This window comes from Oleiphilus sp. HI0043, from assembly GCF_001634935.1.
The window spans coordinates 28,934-54,919 of record NZ_LWEY01001256.1 but is presented as its reverse complement, the minus strand read 5'-3'; the positions used below and the strand labels follow the sequence as shown (position 1 = coordinate 54,919).

At 43.7% G+C, this 25,986-nt stretch carries 19 protein-coding genes and 2 tRNA genes; 16 read left to right on the top strand and 5 right to left on the bottom strand.

What is annotated here, in order from left to right; genetic code table 11:
* Window positions 1-193 precede the first annotated feature (193 nt).
* From A3729_RS15850 to A3729_RS15830, 5 genes are all read left to right on the top strand, one after another.
* Complete coding sequence (locus A3729_RS15850) at window positions 194-1,270, top strand: Glu/Leu/Phe/Val dehydrogenase dimerization domain-containing protein (RefSeq protein WP_068510587.1); 1,077 nt, start codon at window positions 194-196, stop codon at window positions 1,268-1,270.
* 10 nt (window positions 1,271-1,280) lie between these two features.
* Window positions 1,281-2,468, top strand: a complete 1,188-nt coding sequence (gene pdhA / locus A3729_RS15845; protein WP_068510584.1) for a pyruvate dehydrogenase (acetyl-transferring) E1 component subunit alpha — start codon at window positions 1,281-1,283, stop codon at window positions 2,466-2,468.
* A 1-nt stretch (window position 2,469) separates the two neighbouring features.
* Window positions 2,470-3,531 carry an alpha-ketoacid dehydrogenase subunit beta gene (locus tag A3729_RS15840; RefSeq protein ID WP_068510657.1) on the top strand — a complete coding sequence of 354 codons (1,062 nt, stop codon included), beginning with the start codon at window positions 2,470-2,472 and terminating at the stop codon, window positions 3,529-3,531.
* Between the two features lie 2 nt (window positions 3,532-3,533).
* Complete coding sequence (locus A3729_RS15835; protein ID WP_068634062.1) at window positions 3,534-4,751, top strand: dihydrolipoamide acetyltransferase family protein; 1,218 nt, start codon at window positions 3,534-3,536, stop codon at window positions 4,749-4,751.
* Between the two features lie 159 nt (window positions 4,752-4,910).
* Window positions 4,911-5,327, top strand: coding sequence for an MAPEG family protein (locus tag A3729_RS15830; RefSeq protein WP_068510580.1), 417 nt, complete (start codon window positions 4,911-4,913; stop codon window positions 5,325-5,327).
* Between the two features lie 17 nt (window positions 5,328-5,344).
* Here the strand turns inward: A3729_RS15830 and A3729_RS15825 are convergent, their stop codons facing one another.
* Window positions 5,345-5,683, bottom strand: coding sequence for a hypothetical protein (locus A3729_RS15825; protein ID WP_068507198.1), 339 nt, complete (start codon window positions 5,681-5,683; stop codon window positions 5,345-5,347).
* A gap of 203 nt (window positions 5,684-5,886) precedes the next feature.
* Between A3729_RS15825 and A3729_RS15820 the strand changes: the two genes are divergently transcribed.
* The 6 genes from A3729_RS15820 to A3729_RS15795 all read left to right on the top strand — a co-directional run bounded on the left by A3729_RS15820 (window position 5,887) and on the right by A3729_RS15795 (window position 9,818).
* Window positions 5,887-6,531: an MBL fold metallo-hydrolase gene (locus A3729_RS15820; protein ID WP_068510655.1), complete on the top strand. Its 645-nt coding sequence runs from the start codon at window positions 5,887-5,889 to the stop codon at window positions 6,529-6,531.
* Window positions 6,532-6,605: 74 nt separating this feature from the next.
* Window positions 6,606-8,117, top strand: a complete 1,512-nt coding sequence (gene gltX, locus A3729_RS15815; RefSeq protein WP_068634061.1) for a glutamate--tRNA ligase — start codon at window positions 6,606-6,608, stop codon at window positions 8,115-8,117.
* A gap of 72 nt (window positions 8,118-8,189) precedes the next feature.
* Window positions 8,190-8,265 (top strand) — tRNA-Ala (locus tag A3729_RS15810).
* A gap of 21 nt (window positions 8,266-8,286) precedes the next feature.
* A tRNA-Glu gene (locus tag A3729_RS15805) sits at window positions 8,287-8,362 on the top strand.
* Between the two features lie 459 nt (window positions 8,363-8,821).
* Entirely contained in the window at window positions 8,822-9,052 is a 231-nt protein-coding gene (locus tag A3729_RS15800) for a hypothetical protein (RefSeq protein WP_068634060.1), read from the top strand.
* 142 nt (window positions 9,053-9,194) lie between these two features.
* Window positions 9,195-9,818 (top strand): alpha-ketoglutarate-dependent dioxygenase AlkB, encoded by a 624-nt coding sequence (locus A3729_RS15795; RefSeq protein ID WP_068510570.1) that lies wholly within the window; start codon window positions 9,195-9,197, stop codon window positions 9,816-9,818.
* Window positions 9,819-9,829: 11 nt separating this feature from the next.
* On the opposite strand, the gene A3729_RS15790 is transcribed toward A3729_RS15795, so the two are convergent.
* The gene (locus A3729_RS15790) at window positions 9,830-10,681 is read right to left on the bottom strand and encodes a 6-carboxytetrahydropterin synthase (protein ID WP_068510568.1); all 852 of its coding nucleotides are present in this window, start codon (window positions 10,679-10,681) and stop codon (window positions 9,830-9,832) included.
* Window positions 10,682-10,884: 203 nt separating this feature from the next.
* Between A3729_RS15790 and A3729_RS15785 the strand changes: the two genes are divergently transcribed.
* On the top strand, window positions 10,885-14,430 hold the full coding sequence (locus tag A3729_RS15785; RefSeq protein ID WP_068634059.1) for a DUF1631 family protein: 3,546 nt from the start codon (window positions 10,885-10,887) through the stop codon (window positions 14,428-14,430).
* Window positions 14,431-14,456: 26 nt separating this feature from the next.
* Here A3729_RS15785 and A3729_RS15780 read toward each other — a convergent pair whose 3' ends face one another.
* Window positions 14,457-15,716, bottom strand: a complete 1,260-nt coding sequence (locus A3729_RS15780) for a 1-acyl-sn-glycerol-3-phosphate acyltransferase (protein ID WP_068507188.1) — start codon at window positions 15,714-15,716, stop codon at window positions 14,457-14,459.
* A 52-nt stretch (window positions 15,717-15,768) separates the two neighbouring features.
* Here A3729_RS15780 and A3729_RS15775 point away from each other — a divergent pair, with 52 nt between their 5' ends.
* Window positions 15,769-16,434: a TIGR04282 family arsenosugar biosynthesis glycosyltransferase gene (locus A3729_RS15775; RefSeq protein ID WP_068507183.1), complete on the top strand. Its 666-nt coding sequence runs from the start codon at window positions 15,769-15,771 to the stop codon at window positions 16,432-16,434.
* Window positions 16,435-16,468: 34 nt separating this feature from the next.
* On the opposite strand, the gene A3729_RS15770 is transcribed toward A3729_RS15775, so the two are convergent.
* Together A3729_RS15770 and A3729_RS15765 are read right to left on the bottom strand one after the other, a co-directional pair.
* Entirely contained in the window at window positions 16,469-18,463 is a 1,995-nt protein-coding gene (locus tag A3729_RS15770; protein ID WP_068507180.1) for a M48 family metallopeptidase, read from the bottom strand.
* A 173-nt stretch (window positions 18,464-18,636) separates the two neighbouring features.
* Window positions 18,637-20,718 carry a flagellin gene (locus A3729_RS15765; protein ID WP_068507177.1) on the bottom strand — a complete coding sequence of 694 codons (2,082 nt, stop codon included), beginning with the start codon at window positions 20,716-20,718 and terminating at the stop codon, window positions 18,637-18,639.
* A gap of 470 nt (window positions 20,719-21,188) precedes the next feature.
* Between A3729_RS15765 and A3729_RS34365 the strand changes: the two genes are divergently transcribed.
* From A3729_RS34365 to fliD, 3 genes are all read left to right on the top strand, one after another.
* Complete coding sequence (locus tag A3729_RS34365; protein WP_068634058.1) at window positions 21,189-23,261, top strand: flagellin; 2,073 nt, start codon at window positions 21,189-21,191, stop codon at window positions 23,259-23,261.
* A gap of 85 nt (window positions 23,262-23,346) precedes the next feature.
* A complete protein-coding gene (locus A3729_RS15755; RefSeq protein ID WP_068508417.1) occupies window positions 23,347-23,724 on the top strand; it encodes a flagellar protein FlaG in 378 nt (125 codons plus the stop codon).
* Window positions 23,725-23,956: 232 nt separating this feature from the next.
* Window positions 23,957-25,945, top strand: a complete 1,989-nt coding sequence (gene fliD / locus A3729_RS15750; RefSeq protein ID WP_068508419.1) for a flagellar filament capping protein FliD — start codon at window positions 23,957-23,959, stop codon at window positions 25,943-25,945.
* The last annotated feature ends 41 nt before the right edge of the window (window positions 25,946-25,986 follow it).

The following is a 25,986-nucleotide window of genomic DNA, read 5'->3' as shown; positions in this document are numbered from 1 at the left end:
AGCCTTTTAAGTCGCTTTATACTCGAACTGTAGTGTGCAAAAAATAAACAGTTTTTGCATCACACCAAAATTTATATTTGCGCGTTCCCTCTATCGACGCGAGGTTACCACCTCTTACGACTTGTTTGAGTAGTCGTGGTCATAAGCCAGTATATATTCAAACAATCGTAAGTTATTCTGAGAGGATAGCATCATGTTTGAATTACTGGATCAACACCAGGTCAATGAGCTGCACGTTAGGTACGATGTTAGTAGCGGTCTCAGGGCATTCATTGCCATCCACAATACTGCACTGGGTCCTGCACTGGGCGGCTGCCGTTTTATTAAATACCCAAGTGAATCACACGCCCTTCAAGATGCGCTGAACTTAGCTAAAGGCATGAGCTACAAAGCTGCCTTGGCAGAGCTTCCTCAAGGCGGTGGCAAGTCGGTCATCATGGTTCCTGATCGTCACTTTGATCGAAGGTCATTATTTAGTGAGTTCGGGCGCTTTGTTGAATCCTTAAACGGTCGGTATATTACTGCGATTGACTCCGGCACCAGTGCGAGAGAAATGGATATTATTCAGACTGTGACATCGCATGTTACCAGTACGAGTGATGCTGGTAACCCGTCAAGTTATACCGCTGCTGGTGTATTTGAAGGAATAAAGGCAAGCGTCAATTTCAAGTTAGGAACAGAAAGCTTAAAAGGTCTACGTATTGCTATTCAGGGAATTGGCAATGTTGGTTACGAACTTGGTTTGCTGCTCGCAGAATCTGGTGCAGAGATTGTTGTGGCTGATATTAATAGAGAAAGGGTTGAGTCCGCCTTAAGAGAGTTTGCAAGTCACGCAGTCAGCCCTGAGCAGATTGTTCAGGAGCCATGCGTTGTCTTTGCCCCCTGCGGTTTAAGTAATGTCATCAATGAGTCTTCCCTTGAACGTTTGAGCTGCCGAATAATTGCCGGGTCAGCAAACGTTCAATTAGCGAAACCTGAGCTTGGGCAGCGCCTGCATGAAAAGGGAATATTGTACGCTCCCGATTACGTGATTAACTCTGGAGGTTTGATTTATGCCTCGCTAACCCACAGTGAGTCTTTGCGTTCGGACTTTGAGCTGGTTTCAAGAAATGAAGTTTTACAGGCCAGAATACATGAAAAAATATTGCAGATAGGTCGAACCTTAGAAGAGGTTTATCAAGGCTCAAGCTCAAAAGGCAGGGCAACAAGTGTTGTTGCCGACCAGCTAGCCGAAGAAAAATTGACTCGTCTTCAAGACTTTGCAGCATAGAGGAGGCGGTATGAAATCTTATACTTTTGAAGAAAACCTTAGGTTTGATGTAAGTTTTTCGAAATTTCTTGGCGATGACGGGCAGCTTAAGCAGTCTTTACCGGATTCTCTACTGCTCAAAGAAGAAATGCTAAAAGCTTATGAAACGATGGTTTTGATCAGAGCTTTTGACCATAAGGCTATCGCTTTACAACGAACTGGCAAGCTTGGAACTTACCCTTCAGTTCTAGGCCAGGAAGCAATTGGTACGGCCATTGGTATGGCGCTCAGCCCAGATGATATTTTTGCGCCTTATTACCGCGACTTCGCTACCCAATATTTGCGAGGGGTGTCTTTAAAAGAGATGTTGATGTATTGGGGAGGCTTGGAACGTGGTAGTGATTATAAATCATGCCCAAATGATTTCCCTGTTTGTGTGCCAATAGCGACACAATATGGCCACGCTGCCGGTGCAGCTGTTGCTCTGAAAACCAAAGGCATACATCAAGCATCTCTTGTTACGTGTGGTGAGGGCGCGACCTCGAAAGGCGACTTTCTCGAAACACTAAATCTGGCAGGGGCGTGGCAACTACCCTTGGTAATGGTTGTAAATAACAATCAATGGGCTATTTCGACCCCCCGCGATATTCAGTGCGGCGCGCAAACGATTGCCCAAAAAGCGATTGGCGCCGGGATTGAGGGACTGGTTGTTGATGGTAACGACTATTTTGCCGTGCGTCATGCAGTCAATATAGCACTGGAGAAAGCCTACGCAGGTAAAGGTGCAACGCTTATTGAAGCGGTGAGTTATCGCTTAGGGGATCATACTACCGCCGATGATGCTTCACGTTATCGCAGTGATTCTGAGCTGAAGTCAGCCTGGGACAAGGAGCCTATTTCAAGACTAAAAACTTTTTTACTGTCTAAAGGATACTGGTCGGAATCCAAGGAGAAAGAACTTCTCATACGAATTAAGAAGAAAATTAGTGAGGCTGTTGAAGCCTATCTTATAGAGGAGGATGACGTACCTGAGGCGATGTTTGATTATCTCTTCGAAACACTACCTGAGCCACTGCTTGACCAATACGCGCAGGTCAAATTGCTTGGTATGAAAAACACTAAAAAAATAAGCCCGCAATGTGAAGGGACAAGGTTTGAAAATACCGACGCTCAGGATAAGTTGAAGCCAGTTGATATGGAGGGGCATAGCCATGAATGATATGAATCTTACTAAAGCAATAGATGACTGTGCTCCTGAAAGTGTTGGCGCATCGAAGGTTTGTATTATTGAGGCCGTTAATATGGCATTGCATCGCGCAATGGCAGAAAGTGAAGAAGTGGTTGTGCTTGGCGAAGATGTTGCCGTTAATGGCGGTGTTTTTCGCGCAACGGAGGGCTTACGAGAAGCATTTGGTGTGCGTCGGGTTATGGATACACCACTAGCTGAAACGATGATTGCAGGCATGACTATAGGAATGGCAGCTCAAGGCCTGCGTCCGGTTGCAGAAATACAGTTTATGGGCTTCATTTATGCTGCAATGGAGCACTTGGTTAGCCATGCTTCACGTATGCGTAATCGCACACGTGGGCGCCTTTCTTGCCCAATGGTTATTCGCGCCCCCTATGGCGGGGGAATTCATGCACCCGAACATCATAGTGAAAGTACCGAGGCAATGTTTGCACATATTCCGGGTATTCGGGTTATACAGCCTAGCTCTCCAAAAAGGGCTTATGGACTGCTTTTGTCAGCGATTCGTTCCAATGACCCTGTTATATTTTTGGAGCCAAAACGCATTTATCGTTTATTTCATAGTGAGGTAAAGGATGATGGTGAAGGCTTGCCATTGGATAAGTCCTTTCTATTGCGTCAAGGAAGGGATATGACTTTAGTCTCATGGGGGGCGAGCATAAATGAAACTATGCAAGCGGCAAGTTTATTGGCTAGGGATGGGATTGAGTGTGAGGTGATAGACGTTGCCAGTATTTCTCCTATAGACCACGATACTATTATCCAGTCGGTTCAAAAAACTGGTCGCTGCATAGTTATTCATGAGGCGCCAAGAAGCTGTGGGCTGGGTGCGGAGATTGCAGCAACGCTTTCTGAAAGAGCCTTCCCTTACTTAAGGGAACCCGTGGCGAGAATCACTGGTTATGACACGGTAATGCCATATTTTCGTAACGAATCAAACTACCTGCCCGGCGTAGAGCAAATAACCGAATTGGCAGCGGTGATGTGCAGGGCCGCAACACCGGTTGACGCAGACGGAAACAAGGAGGCTTAGCTATGAGCAAATTTTATCTACCTGATCTCGGTGAAGGCCTCCAGGGTGCAGAAATTATTGAGTGGAAGATTAAGCCTGGCGATATGGTCTTGGTTGATCAGTTGATTTTAGTTGTCGAAACGGCAAAAGCTATTGTGGAAATTCCATCTCCTGTGGAAGCTAGAATCGGGAAAATTCACTGTAAAGCGGGCGACATGGTTGATGTGGGTTCAGTGTTATTAGAATACACTGAGAAGGAAAATGCTGAGTCCCCGATAGGTAAAGATACTTCGATATCGGAGTATCTAGGCGTCTCTCAAAATGTGCAAAAGAGCGTATCGGTCGTTGGAAGTTTGCAAACTGCAGAAGGTGAAAAGGATGTCGATCAATATGAGGATATGATTGTTGATCATGCCAGCCCGCCTGACAGTGCGCTTTTAAAGCAGAAACAGACTTTAAATGCGCCGCCTTCTGTCAGGGTCTTTGCAGAAAAAATAGGCCTGACAGAACAGCTCAGTGAAAAGTCTTATGGGATGCTTACAGAGAAAGGAATTCTGGAAGCTCATTACAAGAAGAATGAGCTGAAAGGAAGTTCTCCTGGGAGATGTGGTGATTCAATCACTAAATTAACAGGTGCCAGGAAAGTCATGGCGCAAACGATGAGTAAATCTCATGAACACATTCCAGCCGTAACGCTGTTCGATGATGCCAATATTTGTACTTGGAAGAAAAGTGAGGACATCACGCTCCGATGTATTAAGGCACTTGTCTTTGCGTGTATGAAGGAGCCAATACTCAATGCCTGGTTTGATGAGGAAGCTTTAGGTATTCAGTTATTCGAAGATATTCATTTAGGTGTGGCGGTTAATTCCGCGCAGGGTTTATACGTTCCGGTGATTCGAAAGGTGCAAACTCTAGACGATGCTAGAATCAGAAAAATCATGAAGAAACAGATTCAATCAGTTCATGACCGTACGATTAAGCCTCAAAAGCTACTTGGTGCAACGATTAGTCTAAGCAACTTTGGCTCGTTAAGCGGGCGTTACGCTACACCTATAATTGTTCCGCCACAGGTTTCGATCATGGGTGTGGGGAAAATTCGTGATGAGCCTGTCGTTGAAAACGGACAGATAAAGGTTGGTCGAGTTATGCCTATATCGCTGAGCTTTGATCATCGCGCAGCCAGCGGTGCAGAGGCGGCCAGGTTTATGCAGGCTTTTATCGAGTCGTTAGAGTCTTAAGGGCTCTCTGGTGCTTTGTTTCTCTGAGTGATCTACAGAGTTTCAAGTCTATACAAGTGATTGACCAAGGTCTCGCTTTATGTGAATGTGGTCTTGCGTTTGTGCATTAGTCAATACCGCACAATAGATAGGTACTCCACAACAATAGACGAGACTTTTATGGATACAGTTAGAATTATCTATCCCGCTATCGCGATGTTTTTATTAACCTCTTTTTTAGTTTTTAAACTAGGGTTAACACGCTTTGCGGCAATTAAACGCGGTGAAGTTAGTATGAAGTACTATCGTTCATACAATGAAGGGCAGGAGCCGCAAAGGCTCCATATTCTCACTCGCCATATTCATAACCACTTTGAGGTACCACCCTTATTTTATGTTGGGGTTATACTCACTTATATCACGGATAGCGTTGGTCTTGTGTCAGTTGTCGCTGCTTGGTTGTATGTGGCTTTGCGGCTAGTACATTCTTTTGTCCACTTGGGTAACAACAATGTCAGCCTAAGGTTTGCGAGCTTTGCTGCGAGTATGATGGCTTTAGCAGTGTTGTGGCTCGCCATGTTGTTTGCGTTGGTATAGTACTCGTAAGCACTTGTTTATCTGTCACATCGCAGTAACTTGAAGCGTTGTTTTCCCTCAAGAATCTCTGACTCTGGCCAGATCGCATTTGCCTTTTGCTCAAATGCTGCGTTCTGTGCCAGAATTTGAAGTTCTTCACTTATGGCTTTATCACTTCGTGTAATAAAAGCGTTTTCTGTCGGTACACTCGCTTCAAATGTATTGATCAATTCGCAGTTCTCGTCATTGGCAAAGATGATGTGCTTGGCTCCAGGGTTTAGTTCAATAAATGAGCAGCCAGAGAGCGCTGTACCGAGTATGAGTGCAGTAAACTTTGAAGACCGTTTGACTGAGGGGTAGCTATATTTAAGCAGCATCGTTATCGTCCTTTATTGTGACTAACGCATAGCTGACTGAAGGCATTTCCTTGCATCCATTTATACGTTTTTGGTTGAGTTTCATTCTTCTTCAGGGATAATGCATGTCAGAAAATTGCTGTGCAGTTCGGACGATTAGTTTAATCCCTTGTCACAAACTATATAGCAGCGATATAAGCTTGTTTTCTATCGGTAATTTTTTCATGAGTTTACAGTATAAGATAGTGCCGGTAACGGCTTTTGAGCAGAACTGCTCAATTTTGTGGTGCGATCAGAGTAAAAAAGCGGCAGTTGTCGACCCTGGTGGTGATTTACCCAAAATTTTGGCTGAGCTTGAATCTTTAGGCCTTCAGCTTGATAAGGTAATTTTGACACATGCGCATATTGATCATGCCGGTGCAACGGCGGATTTAGCTGAGCAGAGTGGGGTGCCTGTCGTTGGCCCTCATAAAGAAGATAAGTTTTGGATTGATATGCTGCCTCAGCAGAGCCAGATGTTTGGTTTTCCTGCTGCCAAGATCTTTACGCCTGACCAGTGGCTGGAACAGGGCGATACGGTTGAAGTGGGGAGCGAGATTCTCGAAGTGCTACATTGTCCTGGTCATACGCCAGGCCATGTCGTTTTTTACCATCGAGGTAGTGATTTATTGGTCGTTGGTGACGTTCTTTTTCAAGGCTCAATCGGGCGTACGGATTTCCCTAAGGGCGACTTCGACACGCTTGCGAAGTCGATTCGATCTAAGCTTTGGGCATTGGCGGATGAAACGAAATTCATTCCGGGTCATGGCCCGATGTCGACCATAGGGCATGAAAAAGCCAACAACCCCTTTGTTGGTGGTTACGGCTAGTAAGGTATACAGATAATATTTAAGCGCTCGATACCAGCGTTGACACAGTAAAAAATCAGATAGGCATAACGTTAATGACACAAATGGTAAGAACACGAATCGCACCATCCCCAACGGGTGACCCTCATGTTGGTACAGCATATATTGCATTGTTTAATATGTGTTTCGCCAAGCAACACGGAGGTAAGTTTATCCTTCGAATTGAAGATACTGACCAAGCGAGAAGCACGCCAGAATCGGAACGTGATATTTTATCTTCAATGAAGTGGTTAGGGCTTGATTGGGACGAAGGTCCAGATGTAGGTGGTGATTATGGGCCTTATCGCCAGAGTGAGCGAAAAGACGACTATCGTGCCTATGCCGAGCAGTTGGTCGAACAGGGTAATGCCTTTTATTGTTTTCGTACACCAGAAGAGCTTGATGCGATTCGTGAAGAGCGAAAAGCGGCGGGTTTAAACCCTGGGATTAAAGGTGACCTTGAGTTATCTAGTGACGAAGTCAAAGAACGTTTAGCTCGTGGCGATGCGCATGTTATTCGTATGAAAGTTCCGGACGAAGGTGTTTGCGAAATTGACGATATGTTACGTGGCAAGATAGAGATTGACTGGTCTCAGGTCGATTCTCAAATTCTGCTTAAGTCAGACGGTATGCCTACTTATCACCTGGCGAATGTAGTTGATGACCATTTGATGGCGATCACGCATGTTATCCGTGGTGAAGAGTGGATTAACTCGGCACCTAAGCACCAGTTGTTGTATAAGTATTTTGGCTGGGAGATGCCTGTGCTATGTCACATGCCATTATTACGAAACCCGGATAAGAGCAAGCTAAGCAAGCGTAAGAACCCAACCAGTATTAATTATTATGAGCGTGCTGGTTTTTTACCCGAGTCAGTCATTAACTATTTGGGGCGAATGGGTTGGTCTATGCCTGATGAGCGTGAGAAATTTACACTACAGGAAATGATTGAGAACTTCGATATTAAACGTGTTTCGCTTGGTGGACCGATTTTCGACGTCGAAAAGCTAAGCTGGTTGAATGGCGTGTGGATTCGTGAAAATCTAAGTGCTGACGAATTTATGGCGCGCGCTCAAGCTTGGGCATTCAACGAGGCAAACCTTAAACCTTTGGTTGAGCATGTACAGGGGCGTGTATCGACCTTTGCTGACATCGCACCATTAAGCACCTTTATGTTTTCAGGTATGCTGGAATTACAGGCTGCAGATTTTGCGCATAAAAAACTAGAAGAAGGGCAAGTTAAACGCGTGTTGCAGTTTGCTTTGTGGCAATTGGAATCATTACGTGATTGGAACAAAGATAATATCTTTGCCGAGATTAAGGCTTTGTCCAAGGTGATGGAGTTTAAGATAGGTGATTGCATGCAGCCAATCTTTATCGCTATTGCTGGTACACCAAACTCTTGGTCAGTAGTCGATTCTATGGCGCTTTTAGGGCCAGATATGAGTCGTGCCAGGCTGCGTCATGCTGTTAGCATATTGGGTGGCTTTTCCAAGAAAGAAACCAAGCGAGTAGAGAAGGAATATCAATCGCTTAGCGCAGAAATCAAAAAGTTAAAAGAAGTGTAAAAATAGTCTTGACTCGGGGGGGAGACTTCAATAATATACGCCCCCGTTGAATGATGCACAGCACACCAGTGCGGGGCCATAGCTCAGCTGGGAGAGCGCGACGCTGGCAGCGTTGAGGTCTGCGGTTCGATCCCGCATGGCTCCACCAAATCATTCAGGACAGTTTACTGTCCCCTTCGTCTAGAGGCCTAGGACACCGCCCTTTCACGGCGGTAACAGGGGTTCGACTCCCCTAGGGGACGCCATATAAAAAACCTCGATATCAATTTGATATCGAGGTTTTTTTTCGCCTGTAGAAAGTTGAGTATAGCCATTGTTACTTTCTCTCAGTCTTTTTCGGGCTATTTACTTGTCTACTGTAGTTGTTCTATGTGTTTTTCTCTGCCGATACTCAGTTAAATTTGTTTTTTAGAGGCTCATAAAGGAGGGGGATTAGCAGATCAAATCTGCCTGATGGATTTTTGACGTTTACTGGGTGTTAGTAGGTATTATGTTTGACGAAATCCGTACTCGAGACTTTTAAGTGAAATATGTTTGTGTATAAGGTATTGAATATAATAAGAAAATAAAAAGTAATCAAAGTTATTTATGAAGTTGGCATGCTAATCGCTTAATGTGAATCAACTAAATAAAAATGTACTTCAAAGAGAAGTACAAATACAAAAAATTGATTAATTAGCAGATTAAATTGACGGGTGATAAATATGTTCGCAACTAACAACGAAGTACAAATGGTGGAAAAGACTGAAACATCAAATGTTGTAAATATCCGTAGCGCACGTAAAGCACAAGAAAAAGCACAGCAAGAGTTATTAGATTATATGATGTGGACAATGAAGCACGATATGGATCCACACCGGTTGCATTATGACCCAATCGAAGTGTTTCGTGAGGAAATGAAAGCAAAAATGAAATCAGCGCAAGACGTAGCCTAAGCTGCTAGCTGTAGTTACGGAGTATAAATAGAAGCGCAGTCAACGCGACAATATAATAAACTGATTTGGCCTGAGTTGGTTTATCTATAAAAGGGAAGCATAGAGCTTCCCTTTTTTTGTGTCTTAGCTTCATAATATATCGATGACAGAAGATCTATTTGAAACTAGTGCTCACGCTTACCCAGAAGCAATTGATATTGGCTTAGATGGTGGGGCCTTAAGTTATTACCGTCACTTTTATTCTCGCAGTGAAGCTGACAGCTTATTTAAGTCTTTGCTTTGCGATATCGAATGGCAGCAAGAGTATATTCAAATGTATGGTGTCGAGCGCCCAATACCGCGGCTCAGTGCATGGTATGGTGATCCTAACATCTCTTACAGCTATTCTGGGATCGCTGCAAAGCCGAAAAACTGGACGCCCTTATTGCAAAATATAAAGATCTTGGTAGAGCAGCGTACGGGTGAAATATTCAATGGTGTCTTGGTCAACCGCTACCGTAATGGTCAAGACAGCGTATCCTGGCATAGTGATGACGAATCAAGCTTAGGCCCTGACCCGATTATCGCTTCACTTAGCTTTGGTCAAAGTCGCTACTTCCAGCTAAAACACAAAAGGAAAGAGGGAGAAAAATATCAGCTGGAGCTTGAGCACGGTTCTTTATTGCTAATGAAATCCGGCGTGCAAAAGAATTGGTTACACCAGGCGCCAAAAACTCGACGCGAGGTTGCAGAGCGAATTAATCTAACTTTCCGACGAATTATGTAAGGGGCGTGTCTTTATTTGGAAACAGCAATAGAGCCTTTTCCGACGCCTTCGTAGGCATTGACGCGATAATGGTTGGCGGGCTTCATTTCTTTACAGCGTAGGGCGACATGTTGAGCAATTAACTCAACAGTTGAGTCGCTATCAATTAAGTAGACACGTTTGGCAGGGAGCGTAACACTAAACTTACCTTGTTGTGCTCTATAGGCAAACGTTACGTGCGCTTTACCGTCAATATCAAACTCCTCGACAATATCTTCTTGCGTACCTATATAAATATTTCGGAAGCAAGCCGCCCAATAGTCTTCTAAGTCGAAATTTCGTTGGTGGTTTTCAAATATCTCAATTTTTGAACGGTGACCGTGAACGATTCTCTGGCAGTTGCCGTCATGTTTTTTGAGGCCGTGGCTATAGTGGTAATAAGCACCGTCAATGTGCTCCTCACTAAGAGAAAGTTCGACCTTACTGACATTGTCAGGAAGGGCATTAAGAATTATTGTTTCGAGATAAGCTGCAACGGTTTTAGTATTGATGGTTTTTACATCAAGTACTAGCACCGCTGATTCCGGGGATATGTGTTGATAAGACCCCATGACGTTTTTCCAATTTAGCTCACACACACCTTTATCTTGTTTTACTTCAAGGTTTTTGGCTTGTGCTGATATCACAAAGCGGTGATCGAGTTCTTCATCGATTATTTGCTTAATCTGCTTTTTTACATGACCGAAGTCAAAGACCATTCCCTGATCATCCAGCTCACCACTAAGCACTATGTCCACGATCCAGCTTTCACCGAGTATCCCGCGTTGAAAGTCATAGTAAGAGAAATCGATAACACTGAGGTTGTTAACAAACAGCTGGTTCATAAGTTTTCCTGAATGAAAGCAGGGGAGTCCCGACCTATCGCGTAATGATATCAAAGGATAGGTAGGGATTCCCCGACATTTTACAGTTTTTTTCCTTTTCTTGGTTTTTTGTAACATATTGAATACTTAACTTGTTAAATCAGGTATTTAGATTAGCCGTAATAGACACTAGTTAACTAAAGTTCCTATTAATATCGGTTTTCATGGCAGAATTTTCCGTATCCATCAAGCTTAAGACCCAGTTGCTGCAGGCGTTAGCCCAGCAGGTTGCCGTGTCGTTTAATGACGGCATTGGAAAAGCGATTCACGCTACCTCAGCTCAGTTATATAAGAAACTAGAGGATGCTGAGGATTGGCTGCGAGCGGATTTTTCTTTAGCCATTAATCTTCTAGAAGCAAATAGTGAATGGTTTGCTGCACAGGTTGCAAACAATGCTATTGGCGCTCTGAAGGAGGTTGAGCAGAGTTTATCAAATGAAGAGGTGCTCAGTGATGAACTAGAGCAAGTGAAAACTGATACACAAAAGCCGCATGGTGGCGATAAGCTTGACCTTGACTCACTTAGTCTTGTCTCCAAAGATGACTTTGAAGATTGGCTTAGTGCCAATATGGGTATCAAGTACCTAGAAGCTGAACTTGGTTACGAGCTTCATGAGGTTTGTTTAATTGTTTCGTACCTGTTTGGAGAAACAATTGGAAAGGAAGATTGTCCTCTGGCACCCCATGCAATTTTCAGCACCTTAAAAACAGCTATCGAGCAACTAGAAATCCCGGCGGCTCCCCAGATTGTCATCTATAAAGCGCTGTCTCGTAGCTTTCTTGAAGACTTAAGAGAGTCATATCTTGAGATAATCGGCACTGTCAAAAAAGTCCAAGTTAATTACAAGCCTAAGCAAACTCAAGAGCCGTTAACAAAGACAGAAAGTGAAGCAGATGCCGCACAAGAAGCCAGTTCAGCCGAAGAGACAGTAAATCACAATGTTGAAGGGCTGAGTGATGCACCAGTTATTGGAGGGGGCTCTTCAGCCGCGTCTATCCTTGAAAATCGCCACCAATATAAAGCTCAAGAAAACAGCACATTAGATACTTTGTCACGTCTGCACACCTCCTCTACTAGTGGGGGGCAATTAGGCTTAGCTTCTGCTGGGGAAGAAATCGATGCAAACTCGCAAAGTATACCTGTAGGTCAATACGCGCCTGCTCAGTTAGTTGGTGCAATTAGCCAATTACAGCAAGTTAGAGATGATACCGAGCTAATCGAACGTAAGAAGTTACGTACTTGGATTGAAAGTGGTCTAAGTGAAATGCCGGGCGGTGCCAAGAATATTGGCCAGCAAGAATCCGAGCTAATCGATGTGACGGATCGCTTTTTCGAAGTCATTGTCGAGAAAATCGGTGTCAGTGGTTTGCTCGAGCGTTGGTTAGAAAAACTTAAACTCACTATTCTTAAGGTAGTTCTTCGAGATAAAACTTTCTTCTCTAATGCTTCGCATCCAGCGCGTCAATTGTTGAATAAACTAGCCAAGCTTTCAGCGAGCGAGAAGTCTGATAAGAAACGACTAGAGAAAGTTTTGGATCGCTATATCGGTAAGGTTGTAAGTGACTTTGACCATGATGATCAAGCGATAGAAAAAGTTGTAAAAGAGCTAGATGATTTATTAGAACGCCAAGCAATCGCGCAAAAACGTAATTCGGATCGCATTGCTCGGGCCTATGAGGGAAAGCAAAAGGTAGCAAGTGCTCGTCATAAAGTTGTAACAGACCTTAATGAACTTTTGCAGGGACAGTCAGTTCCGGTTGTACTGATGGAGCTTCTTGATAAAGCCGGGTGGCGTGAGCATTTGGCCTTAGTCGCTGTTCGCGATGGCGAAACAAGTGAAGGCTATACCGAAGCATTAAATGTTGTAGATGTACTTTTATCGTGGTTGGGTGAAGAGGTTGATGATAGTGACCAATGGGCCGTTGAACTAGAAATGGAGTTGGAAGCGCCTTCTATATTAGAACTAATCACAAAAGAGTTAACAATTGTTGGGCCTGTTGGATATGAGACGGTATTGCAGCGACTGGAAGATTGTTTGTTCCATGATGTTGATCCGCTGCTCGTCAAGATTGATCGATACGAATGGCCTTACGAGAAAACTGAAAAAGAGATTAAAGACCTGCGTCCAGATCAGGGTCAGGACCCACAAGCTTCTCATTGGCATAAGCGCGTAGTGACGATGAAAGTTGGTGAATGGGTTGAAATAAAAGATGATCAAGGGCGTGCCAGATGCTTGCGCCTCGCCTGGTCAGGAAGTGAGTCTTTCCGGTTCGTATTTGTTGATAGCCAAGGCATGAAAGATGAAGATATGCCTTTGGATAAGTTGGTCGAACTGTTTAAAGCTAATAAAGCAAGCTTTGTTGATAACGATGAAGTGCCCTTGGTTGACCAAGGCTTACATCAAATGGTTCAGTCTGTTTACGAAGAACTTGCTAGCCAGTCTAGTTGTGATGTATTGACAGGTTTACTTAATCGTCAGGCATTTGAACGCGGCTTAGAACAAAGTATTTCCGGTGCTGTTACTAATCAAAGTAAAGCGACTTTGATTTATATCGATGTCGATAAGTTCAATTTAACCAATACCAGCTATGGGCATCATGCTGGTGATGCTTTATTGAAGCATGTTGCTCAGACCATTAAAGCACAAGGCCTGGAAGATGCATTTTGCGGGCGTTTGGGTGGTAATGAATTTGGTATGATTTTGGTCAATTGTTCGCTTGAAACGACAAACGATGTAGCAGAAAATATTTGTAAAGAAGTCAGTTCGCAAAGCTTTACTTGGGAAGACCATGCTATCAATACGACGGTGAGTATTGGTGTTGCCGATTTTGAAGTTGAAATTGACTCCTACGACACCTTGATGCGAAAAGCGGGTGTCGCATGCGACTCTGCTAAAGAGCATGGGCGAAATCGCGTTGTACTGTATGAAGCGCTAGACAAAGACCAGCACAAGCGTGATCAGATGTTGGAGTGGGTTCAAAAGCTTGATCAGGATCTCGATGAATTGCTGACACTTCGCTGTCAGGAAATTCGTCCGATCACCACCGACCCCAATGCCAAGCCTCATTACGAAATTCTTTTGGGTGTTAGGGATAATGGTCAGGTATTGCCGCCTGTTATGTTGATCGAAGCAGCAGAACACTTTGGACGAATGGCGATGGTTGACCGCTGGGTGATACATAACGTATTGCGTTGGATGGAGACACATGAAGAGTCTGTTGCTAAATCTGATGGCTTCTCAATTAATTTGTCTGGCAACTCTTTAAGTGATGATTCATTCCTTGAGTTTATACTAGGGCAGTTTGCAGCTAGCACGATTCCTCCGGAAATGATTTGTTTTGAGATTACTGAAACTGCAGCCATTACAAATCTGGCTGATGCGATCGAATTTATACGGGTACTAAAGCAGACTGGATGTAAGTTCTCACTAGATGACTTCGGTTCAGGTCTTTCGTCCTATGCTTACATTCAAAAACTTCCTGTTGATTTTATTAAAATCGACGGTGTGTTTATCGGCAATATCGCTAACAACGAACGTGACCAGGCTTTGGTCAAATCAATTAATGAGTTAGCTCACTTTATGGGTATGAAAACAGTTGCTGAATATGTAGAAAACTATGAAATTCTGAATGTTCTAAGAACTATTGGTGTTGACCACTCTCAAGGCTTTGGAATTAAAAAAACTGGTTTATTAGAAGAGTTAGCTTAAGTATAAGGCTTTGTGCTTGGAATACTTCAGCTATTCAGTACTTGTGAGTAGGCTGTGTAAACTCGCTTTTGGATCTCGATATTTTCGTCTTTTAGTCTCTCATCCAGTCGCTTGGCCGATTGGTTAATCTCTTGTTTAGAAAAGTTGCTAGGAATTGAGTGAGTCGCGTGGATTCGCTTGTAACTGGCGTAGTTCACTGGAAAGGGGCGGTAGGCTTTCTGAATCCCTTCATCAATAAGGTTAGCGACATCTTTATGGTCGTGTGTTTCAGAGATGCTTAGTGTATTTCCGAAGTCGATATGGATTTTACCCTTTTCTTCGCTCAGGCCTTTCTTACAAGAGATGAAATCATCAAACCGGTCTTTCTGATAGTCTGAGTTGTTTTCAGAGTTTATCAGTTCGTGAGCTTTGTCAATGTCACAAGGATCCCACTCGTAAGAGAAGCAGACAGGTACAATATTCAATGCGTTCATGTAATCGCTAAATGGTCGTTCCTTGGGCTTCGCTAAGATAAGCATTTTTATCAGGGCGGGGTTAGTTTTGTCTATATTGTCTTTTGCCCGGCCTTCCTTTTGCGCGATCCAAACGTTACCTTGCTGTGTAAAATGTAAATAACGAATGTACTCAGATTGTGTTTTCATCGCTTTAAGCATTGCTCTAGGAGACTTCAGAGATCTGAAGACCTTAAAGCAGCGGTTGAGTAAGGCAAGGTCGTTAGCAGCTGGGTGTTGAAGTAGGTTGTCACCGATAGCGCAATTTGAGGTAGAGAAGCCATATTCCCTTAGCGCTTTATTAAGGATGAGTGGATCCATCACGATGTCTCGGTGGTTCGAGATAAAAACATAGGGCGTCGCAGGGTCTAGTTCATCAAGACCGGAAACGCTCAAATCATCATAGCTTGTTTCTATGTAGGGGAATATAGACTCTGCCACCCAGGCTTGAAAGGCATCAATCGAGTGAATATCAGCTAAACGCTCAAATTGAATCGGCGCTTGATTTTCGTCTGACTTGAATAGGCTCTTGATCACGGAAATAAGTTCTTTATCGCTCAGTAGTGCGCGCAATACTTGATTGACTTGCTTGTCCTCATAGCACTGAATTTCTTTAAAGCTTTCTTGCCATGCTATATTGAAAGAGACTGCTTTAAGACTTTGCGACATGATTACCCGTAACGAATTGAAGATTGAGGTTTGAGTATAAACAAAAATGACGATTTCTTCGCGCCGATTATAATGAATTAAGTCTAGCTTCTGGCCATATATGCTGCCAGCGGCCAAAAACAACATTCGACTGGCCTGATAGAAGAGCTAATAATTTAAATATTGAGCAGAGGTAACTGTGAGAAAGTTTTTACTTGTTCAGTTTGCTAAGCGTCCTTTGTTGGGGCATGTAAAAACTCGTATTGCGAAAGTCTTGGGTGAGGAGGCTGCGCTATCTATTCATATGGAGCTTGTTGCAGATATTGCTTTAAGATTTAGTCAGTGTATCGCTTGTGACTATCAGTTATGGTTTGATCAAAAGAGTGCTTCGTTTGACTCGCTTGAAGCAGAATCTATAAATGCCCATAAAAAGCTTAAGGCACTAATTGCAGAAGAAGGTTTAGACTGCCACGAACAGCGAGGGGAAAATCTTGGTGAGCGAATGTGCGATACCCTTGAGCGTAGTTTAGTTGATTATCAGAGCGTTGCGATTATTGGCAGTGATTGTCCGAATGTCACTGTATCTGACCTGAAAGTTGTAAAAGATTCATTAAGTGAGCATGACGTGGCGATCATACCCGCAGAAGATGGTGGTTATGTATTACTAGCCTTACGCAGAGAAGCTCTGGCCCGAGTTAATGGTAATTGGCTCGATGGTGTTGAGTGGGGGAGTGATAAGGCGCTGGAGCAAACGCTTAGTTGCTGCAGTCGGATAGGACTAAGCTATCAAGTGCTTCCTGACTCGTGGGACGTTGACGAAGTGGCTGACTATGAGCGTTGGAAGGAAGTTATAGCTCAAACTTAGCGCATGATCTTGGCCAAGTTTGAGCTGAATATTGCTAGCGTTTTGCTAAATAAATTGAGTAGTCATGATTTATTTGCTTGGTTTTTGCTATTTTCAGTAAATTCTTTTTCGCCAAAGCGGTTGAAACGGCTTTCCCGTAGTGGTTTAGCACTTTACTTAGCTGCCAGTGAGAACTGCTGCTAAGTTCGATAGCAGTATTCAGCACAGGCTTCTGGTCATTGCTCCCAAACCATGCTTGGCGACATCCATCAATGGAATAGAAATATTCTTCGTTGATCAAACCTTCCCAATAAGCACTGTATTTGTCAGCGAGAATGGTGGATCTTAGAGCTCTGATATTTGCGCTGGTATTACGAAGGCCTTGCTTGGCAACCAGTGTTTCAATATCGGTACTCGCGTTATCGGGAGACTCACACAGCTTTATATTGAGAATGCCATTGGTACAAAGCTGACGCTTAACTAATTCAACGAATTCCGCATCAACTACCGGTGCTTCGGCCGAGATCGATGCAAAATGTATTTGGTTCCCATCTTCAAGAAAACGCTTTGCCAATGACTGTGGCCAAAACACTATATTAGATAAGCCTTTTTGATGGGCTTTTAGATGACACTCAGCTAGGTTCTCTAGACTATTTTCAAGGGCGAGGACATCAACATCGTTGAAGTGATTAGCATACTCAAGCGCACGTTGAGAAGCATTGGTGCCTGCAACTAATAGCAGTAAGCGTTCTGGCAGTTCCGATTCTGGCAGCTGGAAGTTATTGATTAGTTCCTGCTTCAAGGACTGCTGATTAAAAAAGTCGATTGTTTGCCGCCTTGGAAATGGCCCCGGTAAGTCATCTTTACTAGTTAGCAGTTCACTTTTCTTTTCTGGGAACTGCTGCTTGAAAGATTCACGCTCAGCTCGACGATATAGGGATGACTCCATTAAGGGTAATAATGCCGATGGCCACTGATCTAGTTCCAGCGCTGTTAAGTTAACTGCATAAGTCTGAGAGAAGAATGCCTTATACATACCCACAACAATCAATGCGCCGGCTACCTCATCAACTTCCCATTGGTGTTGGAGGGTATGTTGAAGAGATTGATCAATTAGCTCGACTTTTTCCTCTTCAACTTCATCAACGATTAAAGCGAAGTTAGTACGCTCCGCATAAACAGCAATCGCGATAGCTAGCACTTGTAGATCATCCCGAAGGGTGCCTGACTCAACGCACTCTAGCAAAATGCTTTGGCGCAATAGCGTTATAAATTCTTCAACATGCGGATCAGGTAAAATGCAGTTTAGTAAGGAGTAATACACTAAGGGGTCTTTTGCGACTTCAAGCATTTCAATCGTCGCATTTGGATTACTTAAATCATATTTTTTGACTAGCAATGCCGCGGCGAATCCGGCAAGTTTATCTAAAGCCAGTTCGCTCTTTGACAGAAGCAAAAACAAATCAGCTTCAAGCTGAGTGTTGTAAGATTCTATCTTTATATGAGGGCAGCAGTTAAGCATGCCATGCAAGATCGTAATGTCATCATAGCCATGATTGATTAAAGATCGATAATGGAGGTAAGCGACATCGAAGTGGCCAAGCGCATGATGAGCTCTGGCCATACCTAGAAATGCGTTCTTATTGCCATTATCAATTGAAAGTGCTTTTTCGAACTGTCTGATTGCTAACTCAGGCTCTTCAGAAATTATATGTAGATAACCTAGATTCGTCAGGTATTGTGTATTTTCAGGCGAGTGCTCTAAGCACTTATCAAATAGTTCTTTTGCGGCAGAAACATTCCCTCTATCAAGCTCTATGCGGCCAAGTAGGTTCATTGCCGGCGCGTTGTTCGGGTCGAAGTTGATGACTTCAGTAATCAGCTTGAAAGCTTTGTCCAAAGAAACCTTCTTGTCTTCAACAGCAGTATCGGTGCTGTTATACATTTTGTAGAGGTCATTCGCATGGATAAGCAGGCGTGCAATATCAGAACGTTCACAATCGCTGAATTCATTTACGATTGGTTGGAGCTTAGGAGTAGTAGGACTCATATTAGGTAAACCTCTTCCGCTTTTTTGTATTATCTAAGGTAGTGTCTAGTACTAAGCGAAGAGCGTGCCAGAAAAGATTGGTTTTCTAGGTGATATACAAGAAAAAAGCCGGCTAGGCCGGCTTGGAGAATAGATAGTAGTACTGTTTTTATTTTAATATTTTTAAGTCAGGTTTAACCCTGTAACAGTTGGAGTACCTGCTGTGGTTGTCCATTCGCCTGAGACAGGATCGAAAGACCCGCACTTTGTAATACCTGTGATCTAGACAGCTCAGCTGTTTCTGCGGCGAAGTCAGCGTCTCTGATTCGTGAGCTGGCTTCCGTAAAGTTTTCAGCTGCAATCGCTTGGTTCGTGATGGTGGATTCAAATCGGTTTTGAATCGCACCGAGGTTTGCACGTTGGAAGTTTATCGTTGTCAGTGCATTGTCGACAGCAGCCAAAGCTAAAATTGCGCCATCTGATGTTGATATATCAATGTCTTGTACTAGCTGTCCACTTTCGGCTGCGCCGTAGGTGCCGATTTCAAAGCCAGCTTTCTCAATGTCGCCTGTAATTGAGTCTAGCTCGATCTTACCAGCTGATTGCAGAGAAATTGATGCCCTATATTCGGTGCTAGCTGTTAGGCCGATGTTGGCAGGAGTGATACCTGTGAAAGCTCCAACGTCAATGTTTCTTCCATCATCGGCAATCAAGCGGAACTCTGAACCTAAAGCTTCCGCTCGAATACCTGTTTGGCCGGCCTTGTTGTTTATGGCTGAAATAATGGTGTTTTGTTTGTCTGCAACGGTATTTGTATCACTTGTCGAGATCTCAATGGTAACACCGTTTAACAGGAAGCTTCCAGACTCGCCAATACCGACACCAGGAGCTGCGATTGCTGTGGAATTAACCAACGTAGAGTTTACGGTTGCAGTAACACCTGACTGATCAGATACTAGGTTGATCGCATGCGCTTTTGCGATGGCGCTGGTTTCTGGGTTCGTAGAAGAAGGTGATGCTGTGTCAAAAGCGGCTAGTGTTGGTCCTACAGGGACGCTATTTATAACAAGATCTCCAGTAACAAATGTGGTGTTTGTAACGGCTTGACCAATGGCGCCACTGTTAGTGCCGCTGAATTTGCCAACAGCTAAGCCAGCATTTTCAATATCACCAGTTGTTGTGTCGATTTCAATTGGACCTCCATCGGAAGATACTAAGGAAAATGAGCCAGAGTAAGTTGCCGCACCAGCTAGGCCAACATCATTTAAATCTGTGATGGTTCCGGCTGTTGTTCCTATAGCTAATTCGATGTTCCTGCCATCTTCTGCTGATAACGATATACCAGTGTCTGCGCGACCATTAAAGGCAGCAACTACACCTGTTTGCCCGGATTTTTCGTTAATTGCGTTTGCGATGTTTTGAAGGTTTGCTTCGTCGCTGAGTAAGTCGCTGGCAGCAACATCAATGTCGACACCATTAATGGCAACTTGCCCAGATGATGCAGTGTTGTCGAACGTTCCTTCACCACCGCTTACGCGAGTGCTGCCAACTTTTGCCTCAATGCCTGTAATATCCGCTACCTTATTGATTGCGGCTGCTTTGGCGATTGCGCTCTTGTCTCGGTCTGAGCTAGAGAAGGCATCGTCTACACCGCTAGAAGCACCAACTGCAATACCATTAATAACTAAGTCACCTGCGGCCAATGCTGCAATTGCTTGTGTTGTGCCACCTTGTTGGTCTGAGCTGACGCCGTCAGTTTGTGCTGCGCCAAGCTTGTCAACTGTAGCGCCCTCAATGCTCACGGTAACAGATTCACCTTCATTTGAGCCGATTTGGAATGTGACACCGGAGAAAGACCCATCGAGCAAGTTGGTGCCATTAAAGTTTGTTTGCAGAGACACGCGTTCTATTTCAGCTTTTAATTGTTGAACTTCTTGGTCCAGTGCTTGTCTATCGATTGCACTGTTTGTTCCGTTTGCTGACTGAAGTGCTAGGTCCCTGATACGAAGCAGGTTATTGGTAATTGATCCTAATGCACCTTCAGCTGTTTGAGAAAGTGATACGCCATCGCCCGCGTTTCTTATGGCAACGTTGAGTCCTCTAACTTGTGAGTCAAAGCGTGTTGATATTGCCAAGCCTGCCGCATCATCCTTGGCACTGTTGATACGCAAACCAGATGAAAGACGCTGCAAGGCGGTCTGGTTAGCGGATTGAGAATTGTCCAGGTTGCGTTGTGCATTAATTGACGCGATATTGGTATTGATGATTTGAGGCATTGTATGCTCCTACTTATCTTCTATACCGGTGGACAGCATTCCTAAAGTTTTGGGATGAGTTACTACCGGCTACTAAATTAAAGTTTTTATAAAAGTTGTGATGCGTTAATTGAGCACCACTTTCCTTGCTGTTTGTAAAGCATGCACTGTGCCAGCTTTTGTTTGGGTGTTTTAAGTGTTTGTTAATATAGAAGTTTTTGTGTTTGTGTTAATGTGAGTAGTGTCTTTAAACGATATGTTTGCCGTTTTTTTGGCTAGTGCTTGCCGCAATCTATATAGCTAGTGAAGTAGGAGTGTTTGAGCAAGAAGGGGTTTGTTACACTTGCTTACATTGTTTTTGTAAAAAAAACTAAAGTAATTTTGTGGGGGGCCGTTAAATGATGTAACAAGCGATCGAGAGCGTGCTTTACAAAGCATGGTGTGTTTTAAAGTCTCGTTCGTTTACTTGCAAAATTGATCGGAGAAACGACATGCCTCAAATAATTAATACCAATATCGCGTCTTTAAATGCTCAGCGTAACCTTGAAAGTTCACAAAACGCTCAAAGCCAGGCTTTGCAACGTTTATCTTCAGGTTTACGTATCAATGGTGCGAAGGATGATGCGGCGGGTTTGGCAATTTCAAACCGAATCGACGCTCAGGTTCGTGGTCTTAACGTAGCTAACCGAAACGCAGGTGATGGTGTTTCTTTGGCACAAACTGCTGAAGGTGCTTTAAACAGTATCACAACTTCTTTACAGCGTGTTCGTGAACTAGCGCTACAATCAGCGAATGGTTCAAACACTGATTTGGAGCGTTCTTCTCTACAAGAAGAGGTTGAGCAGCTAAAAGCTGAAATTCAGTCAATTTCTGAAAAGACAAACTTTAACGGTCAAAGCCTTCTAGATGGCTCTTTCCAGGATACTGGTTTTCAGACCGGAGCAAACGTTGGTGACCGAATTGATGTAAGTATTAATGAAACTACTGTTGATACACTTGGCGCAGCTGCGACTGCTGGTGTGACGTCTAACAATAGTAAAACTGCATTAACTGCAGAGCAGACTATCGCCGCTGGTGACTTGACTATTAACGGTGCTGCTATTTCGGCTCCTGTTGGTAGTAATGACGACACGTCATTTGCTTTGCAGGGTTCAAGTGCAATTTCAAAGGCTGCTGCGATCAACGCAGAAACTGACCTGACGGGTGTGACCGCAACTGCAAACCCCAATACAGTCGAAGGTACAACTATAGCTGCGGGTGTTATCGGTACAGGTGTTGATGCTGAAACAGTCGCAATTAACGGTGTTGATATAGAGCTTCAGCTTGCAGAAGTTGAAGCAGAGACTGCGCTAACAGCAGTTGCAGATACAATTAATACAAAGAGTGACTTAACGGGTGTGACGGCATCGGTTGTCGAGACAAGCACAGGTTTTCGTGTTGATTTGACTTCTGAAGATGGTCGTAATATCACTGTTGATACAACAACTGGTGGTGCGGAAGACTTCGGTTTAGTTGATGATGGTACTGATGGTACCGCTGTCACATTTATTGGTGATGTAACGCTAACTAGTGATGACGGTTCTGATATTAATGTTGGTTCAAATACTCAGAATATTGATAACTTCGGTTTTGAAAAAGGTACATATAGTGGCAACAAGGCTGCACTAGTTGGTGATAATGGTAATGATGGTACTAGAGCTGCGCTACAGGCTGGTGACTTAACGCTTAATAATGTATCAGTTGGTGCGACAAAAGCAGGTGATGATACTGCATCTTCTACGCTATCAAGTTCAAGCGGTATTGCGCTAGCTGCTGCGATTAATAGGGTTTCAGACCAATCTGGTGTATCGGCTACGGTTAATGAAAACAGAGTTTACTCTGGTGATGTAACTGTGACTGGAACCGACTTTGATATCTCTATAAACGGGACGCAAATCACGGGTGCAATGGGGGCTGATCTTGCCACTAACCTAACAACAACTATTGATGCTATTAACGCTAAGTCTGGTTTGACGGGTGTAACAGCAGAAGCATTGGATAATAATCAATACACTTTGGTTGCTGAAGATGGTCGTAATATTGAATTGACTGTGGCTACGGCTGGTGACTCGGGTTTTACGACTGATGAAAACTATGTTGCTGGCGTTACGCTTGAGGCGGCTGGTGAGTTCTCAGTGGGTACGCTAACGGGCAATAATGAGCGGGCTGGTTTTAATGCAGTTGGTAGCTTTGGTGGATCAGAGTCGGGTACACTACTGAAAGATGTCGATATTAGTACCCTAGAGGGTGCTGAAGAAGCAATTACTGCGATCGATAACGCTATTAACCAGGTAGCAAGTGAGCAAGCGAAACTGGGTGCGATTCAAAACCGTTTTGAGTCTACTATTTCAAACAACTCTGTCAGTAGTGAAAACTTGTCAGCTGCAAACTCTCGAATTCGTGATGCGGACTTCGCGGCAGAAACTGCGGCATTGTCTAAGTCTCAGGTTCTACAGCAGGCAGGTATTTCAGTATTGTCACAAGCAAATGCTAGACCTCAGCAAGTTCTATCTCTTCTTCAGTAAGGGTTTAGTGCTTAGTTGATATGATGCCGGCTTTGATGAAAATCAAAGTCGGCTTGTTTGGTTATAAGTTAAATGAGGTGCTTATATGAGCGACGTAAAATTACAAGGTGTGGAGCAGTCTTTACGGCTAGCGGCAGCATCGTCGTCTCAGAAAACACGTGAGGCTGGCGATTCGCCTAAGAAAGACGCAGTCGATAAGTCAGTTGAGGAAGTTTCTGAGCTTGATCAATCTTCAGCAACTGAGAGTGTGGGTCAGGCAGTGACTCAGCTTAATGACTACGTTCAATCTGTAGAGCGAAATCTTCAGTTTAATCTTGATGATACATCCGGTAAGACGATTATTACGGTCGTTGATAAGGATACATCTGAGGTGATTAGACAAATTCCTGACGATGTCGCACTGAAGTTGGCTCAAGACTTGCAGCAGAATGAGCCATTGAGTCTTTTTAAGGCTAAAGTGTAATATTTTTTGTAAACTGTGAAGGGTGGTGCTCGTGCAAGTGGCAAGCTTTTCACAGTTCGTTACAATTTAGGGGGTAAACTTTTGCCCCTTCTTGCCGATATATTCTACAAGAGCGCTATATAGAGTTATTGTAGTGTTGACTCAATAGACAAAGTTTTCGCTGGGTTAGAGTGAGTCAAAGTCATTGTGGCTTTAACGCTTATTTAATCCTGTGGTATTCGAGGCGATAAGTATGGCAAGTGTATCTTCGGTTGGAATTGGTTCGGGTGTTCTCACCAGTGAGCTAATTGATAATCTCGCTAATGCAGAGCGCGCTCCGGTTGAGGCTCGCCTAGATAGTCAAGAAGCTGAAATTAATGCTGAGTTATCTATCTTTGGGCAGATTAAATCAGCAGTTACTGATCTTCGTCTACCTGCTCGTACATTATCAAATCCCCAGTTATTTGAATCGAAAACTGTTTCTTCTGGAAGCTCAGCATTTTCCGCTACGGTTAATACAAGTGAAGCGAGTGCGGGTGTTCATACTTTAGAAGTCTCCGCTTTAGCTGTATCTCAAACATTAACAACGACAGAATTTAGTGATTCAGATACCACTGCTTTAGGTGAGGGTGCGCTTTCTATCGTGGTGGATGGCAAAACTACCAACGTAACGATTGATAACTCAAACAATACGCTCGATGGTATTGCTGCAGCAATTAATGCTGAAGAGGATGTGGGGTTGACTGCATCAGTCTTATATACCGGTACGGGCTATAAGCTAGTCTTTAACGCCGACGAAACGGGTCTTGATAAAACTATCGATATAAGCGTTACTGACACGGGTGATGCAAGTAATACCGATGCAAATGGCTTGTCACGTCTTGCTTATACCGCAGGTGCCACCAATCTGATTCAAAGCCAGCCTGCTGCAGATGCAGCATTTAAACTTAATGGTGTGTCAATTACTCGCTCTAGCAACGAGATTGATGACGCTATCCCGGGTTTAAAGTTGTCATTAAATGGTACAAATGATGGTGCACCAGCGAGTCTGGTCATAGCAGATGATCACTCTGCAGTGATAGAGAAAGTGTCTGAGTTTGTTGAAAAGTTTAATGCCTTGCAGACTCTGATTAACGAAAATACCGAGTTTGACCCGAGTAGCGGTGTTGAAGCTGGCATATTATTGGGTGACTCAACGACTCGAAGTTTAATGAATCAGGTGCGCAGCGTGTTAGGTACTACCGTTGCTGGCCTGGAAAATGCCAATGTTAGAAGTTTGGCAGATATCGGAATTTCTACTAATTACCAGACTGGCTTGTTAGAGCTGAATGAAAGTGACTTGGCTGATAAGTTGGCTTCAGACCCTAGTGATGTTTCGGCTTTATTTAGTGAGCAGGGTCGAACAAGTGATGCTCAAGTAAGTTTTGAAACGGCAGGTATTAATACTAAGCCTGGCACATATGACATTGAGGTGACAACGGCTGCAACGCGTGGTGAGTTAGTTGGCGGGGTTAGTCTAGGTGCGAGTACAACGATCGATGCAAACAATGATGAGCTTACTATCAAGATAGATGGCGTTGAAAGTGGTGGTATTACACTCGATGCAGCGAGCTATACGCAGACGCAGCTGGCTGCAGAATTACAGTCAAAGATTAATGCTGACTCGGCGCTGAATGCTGCAGGTAAGTCTGTGACTGTAAGTTTAGATGCTTCAAACCAGTTAGTGATTAACTCTAATGTCTATGGATCGAGTTCAAAGGTTGAAGTTTCAGCTGTTGATACAAATACTTTAGCTCAACTGGGTTTGAGTGTGGCTGCTGGTACCGATGGGGTTGATGTTGAGGGTACGATTAATGGTGTGGCAGCGATAGGCTCGGGTCAAACGCTAAGTGCTGCGACGGGTGATGATTCTGAAGGCATTCGGGTTACAGTTGAAGGTACAGCAACCGGTTCTAGAGGTTCGGTAACCTATATTGAAGGTGTCGGTGAGCAGTTAGTTGATCTAATTACTCAGATTGTATCAATTGATGGTTCTTTGACAACAAAGAACGATACATTAAGTAAGTCGTTAGCAATGATTAATGAGGAGCGTTTAAAGCTTGATGAGAGAATTGAGTCTTTAACAAGTCGCTTGGCGCGTGAATTTACGGCAGCGGATATCGCAGTTTCGAAATTAAATAGTACGATGGATTTTATAAAGGCGCAGTTAGATGCGCTAGCAGGAACAGGTTCAGACAAATAAAGTTTGTTATTAATAATAAAAGAAGTAGCTAAGGAAATAGT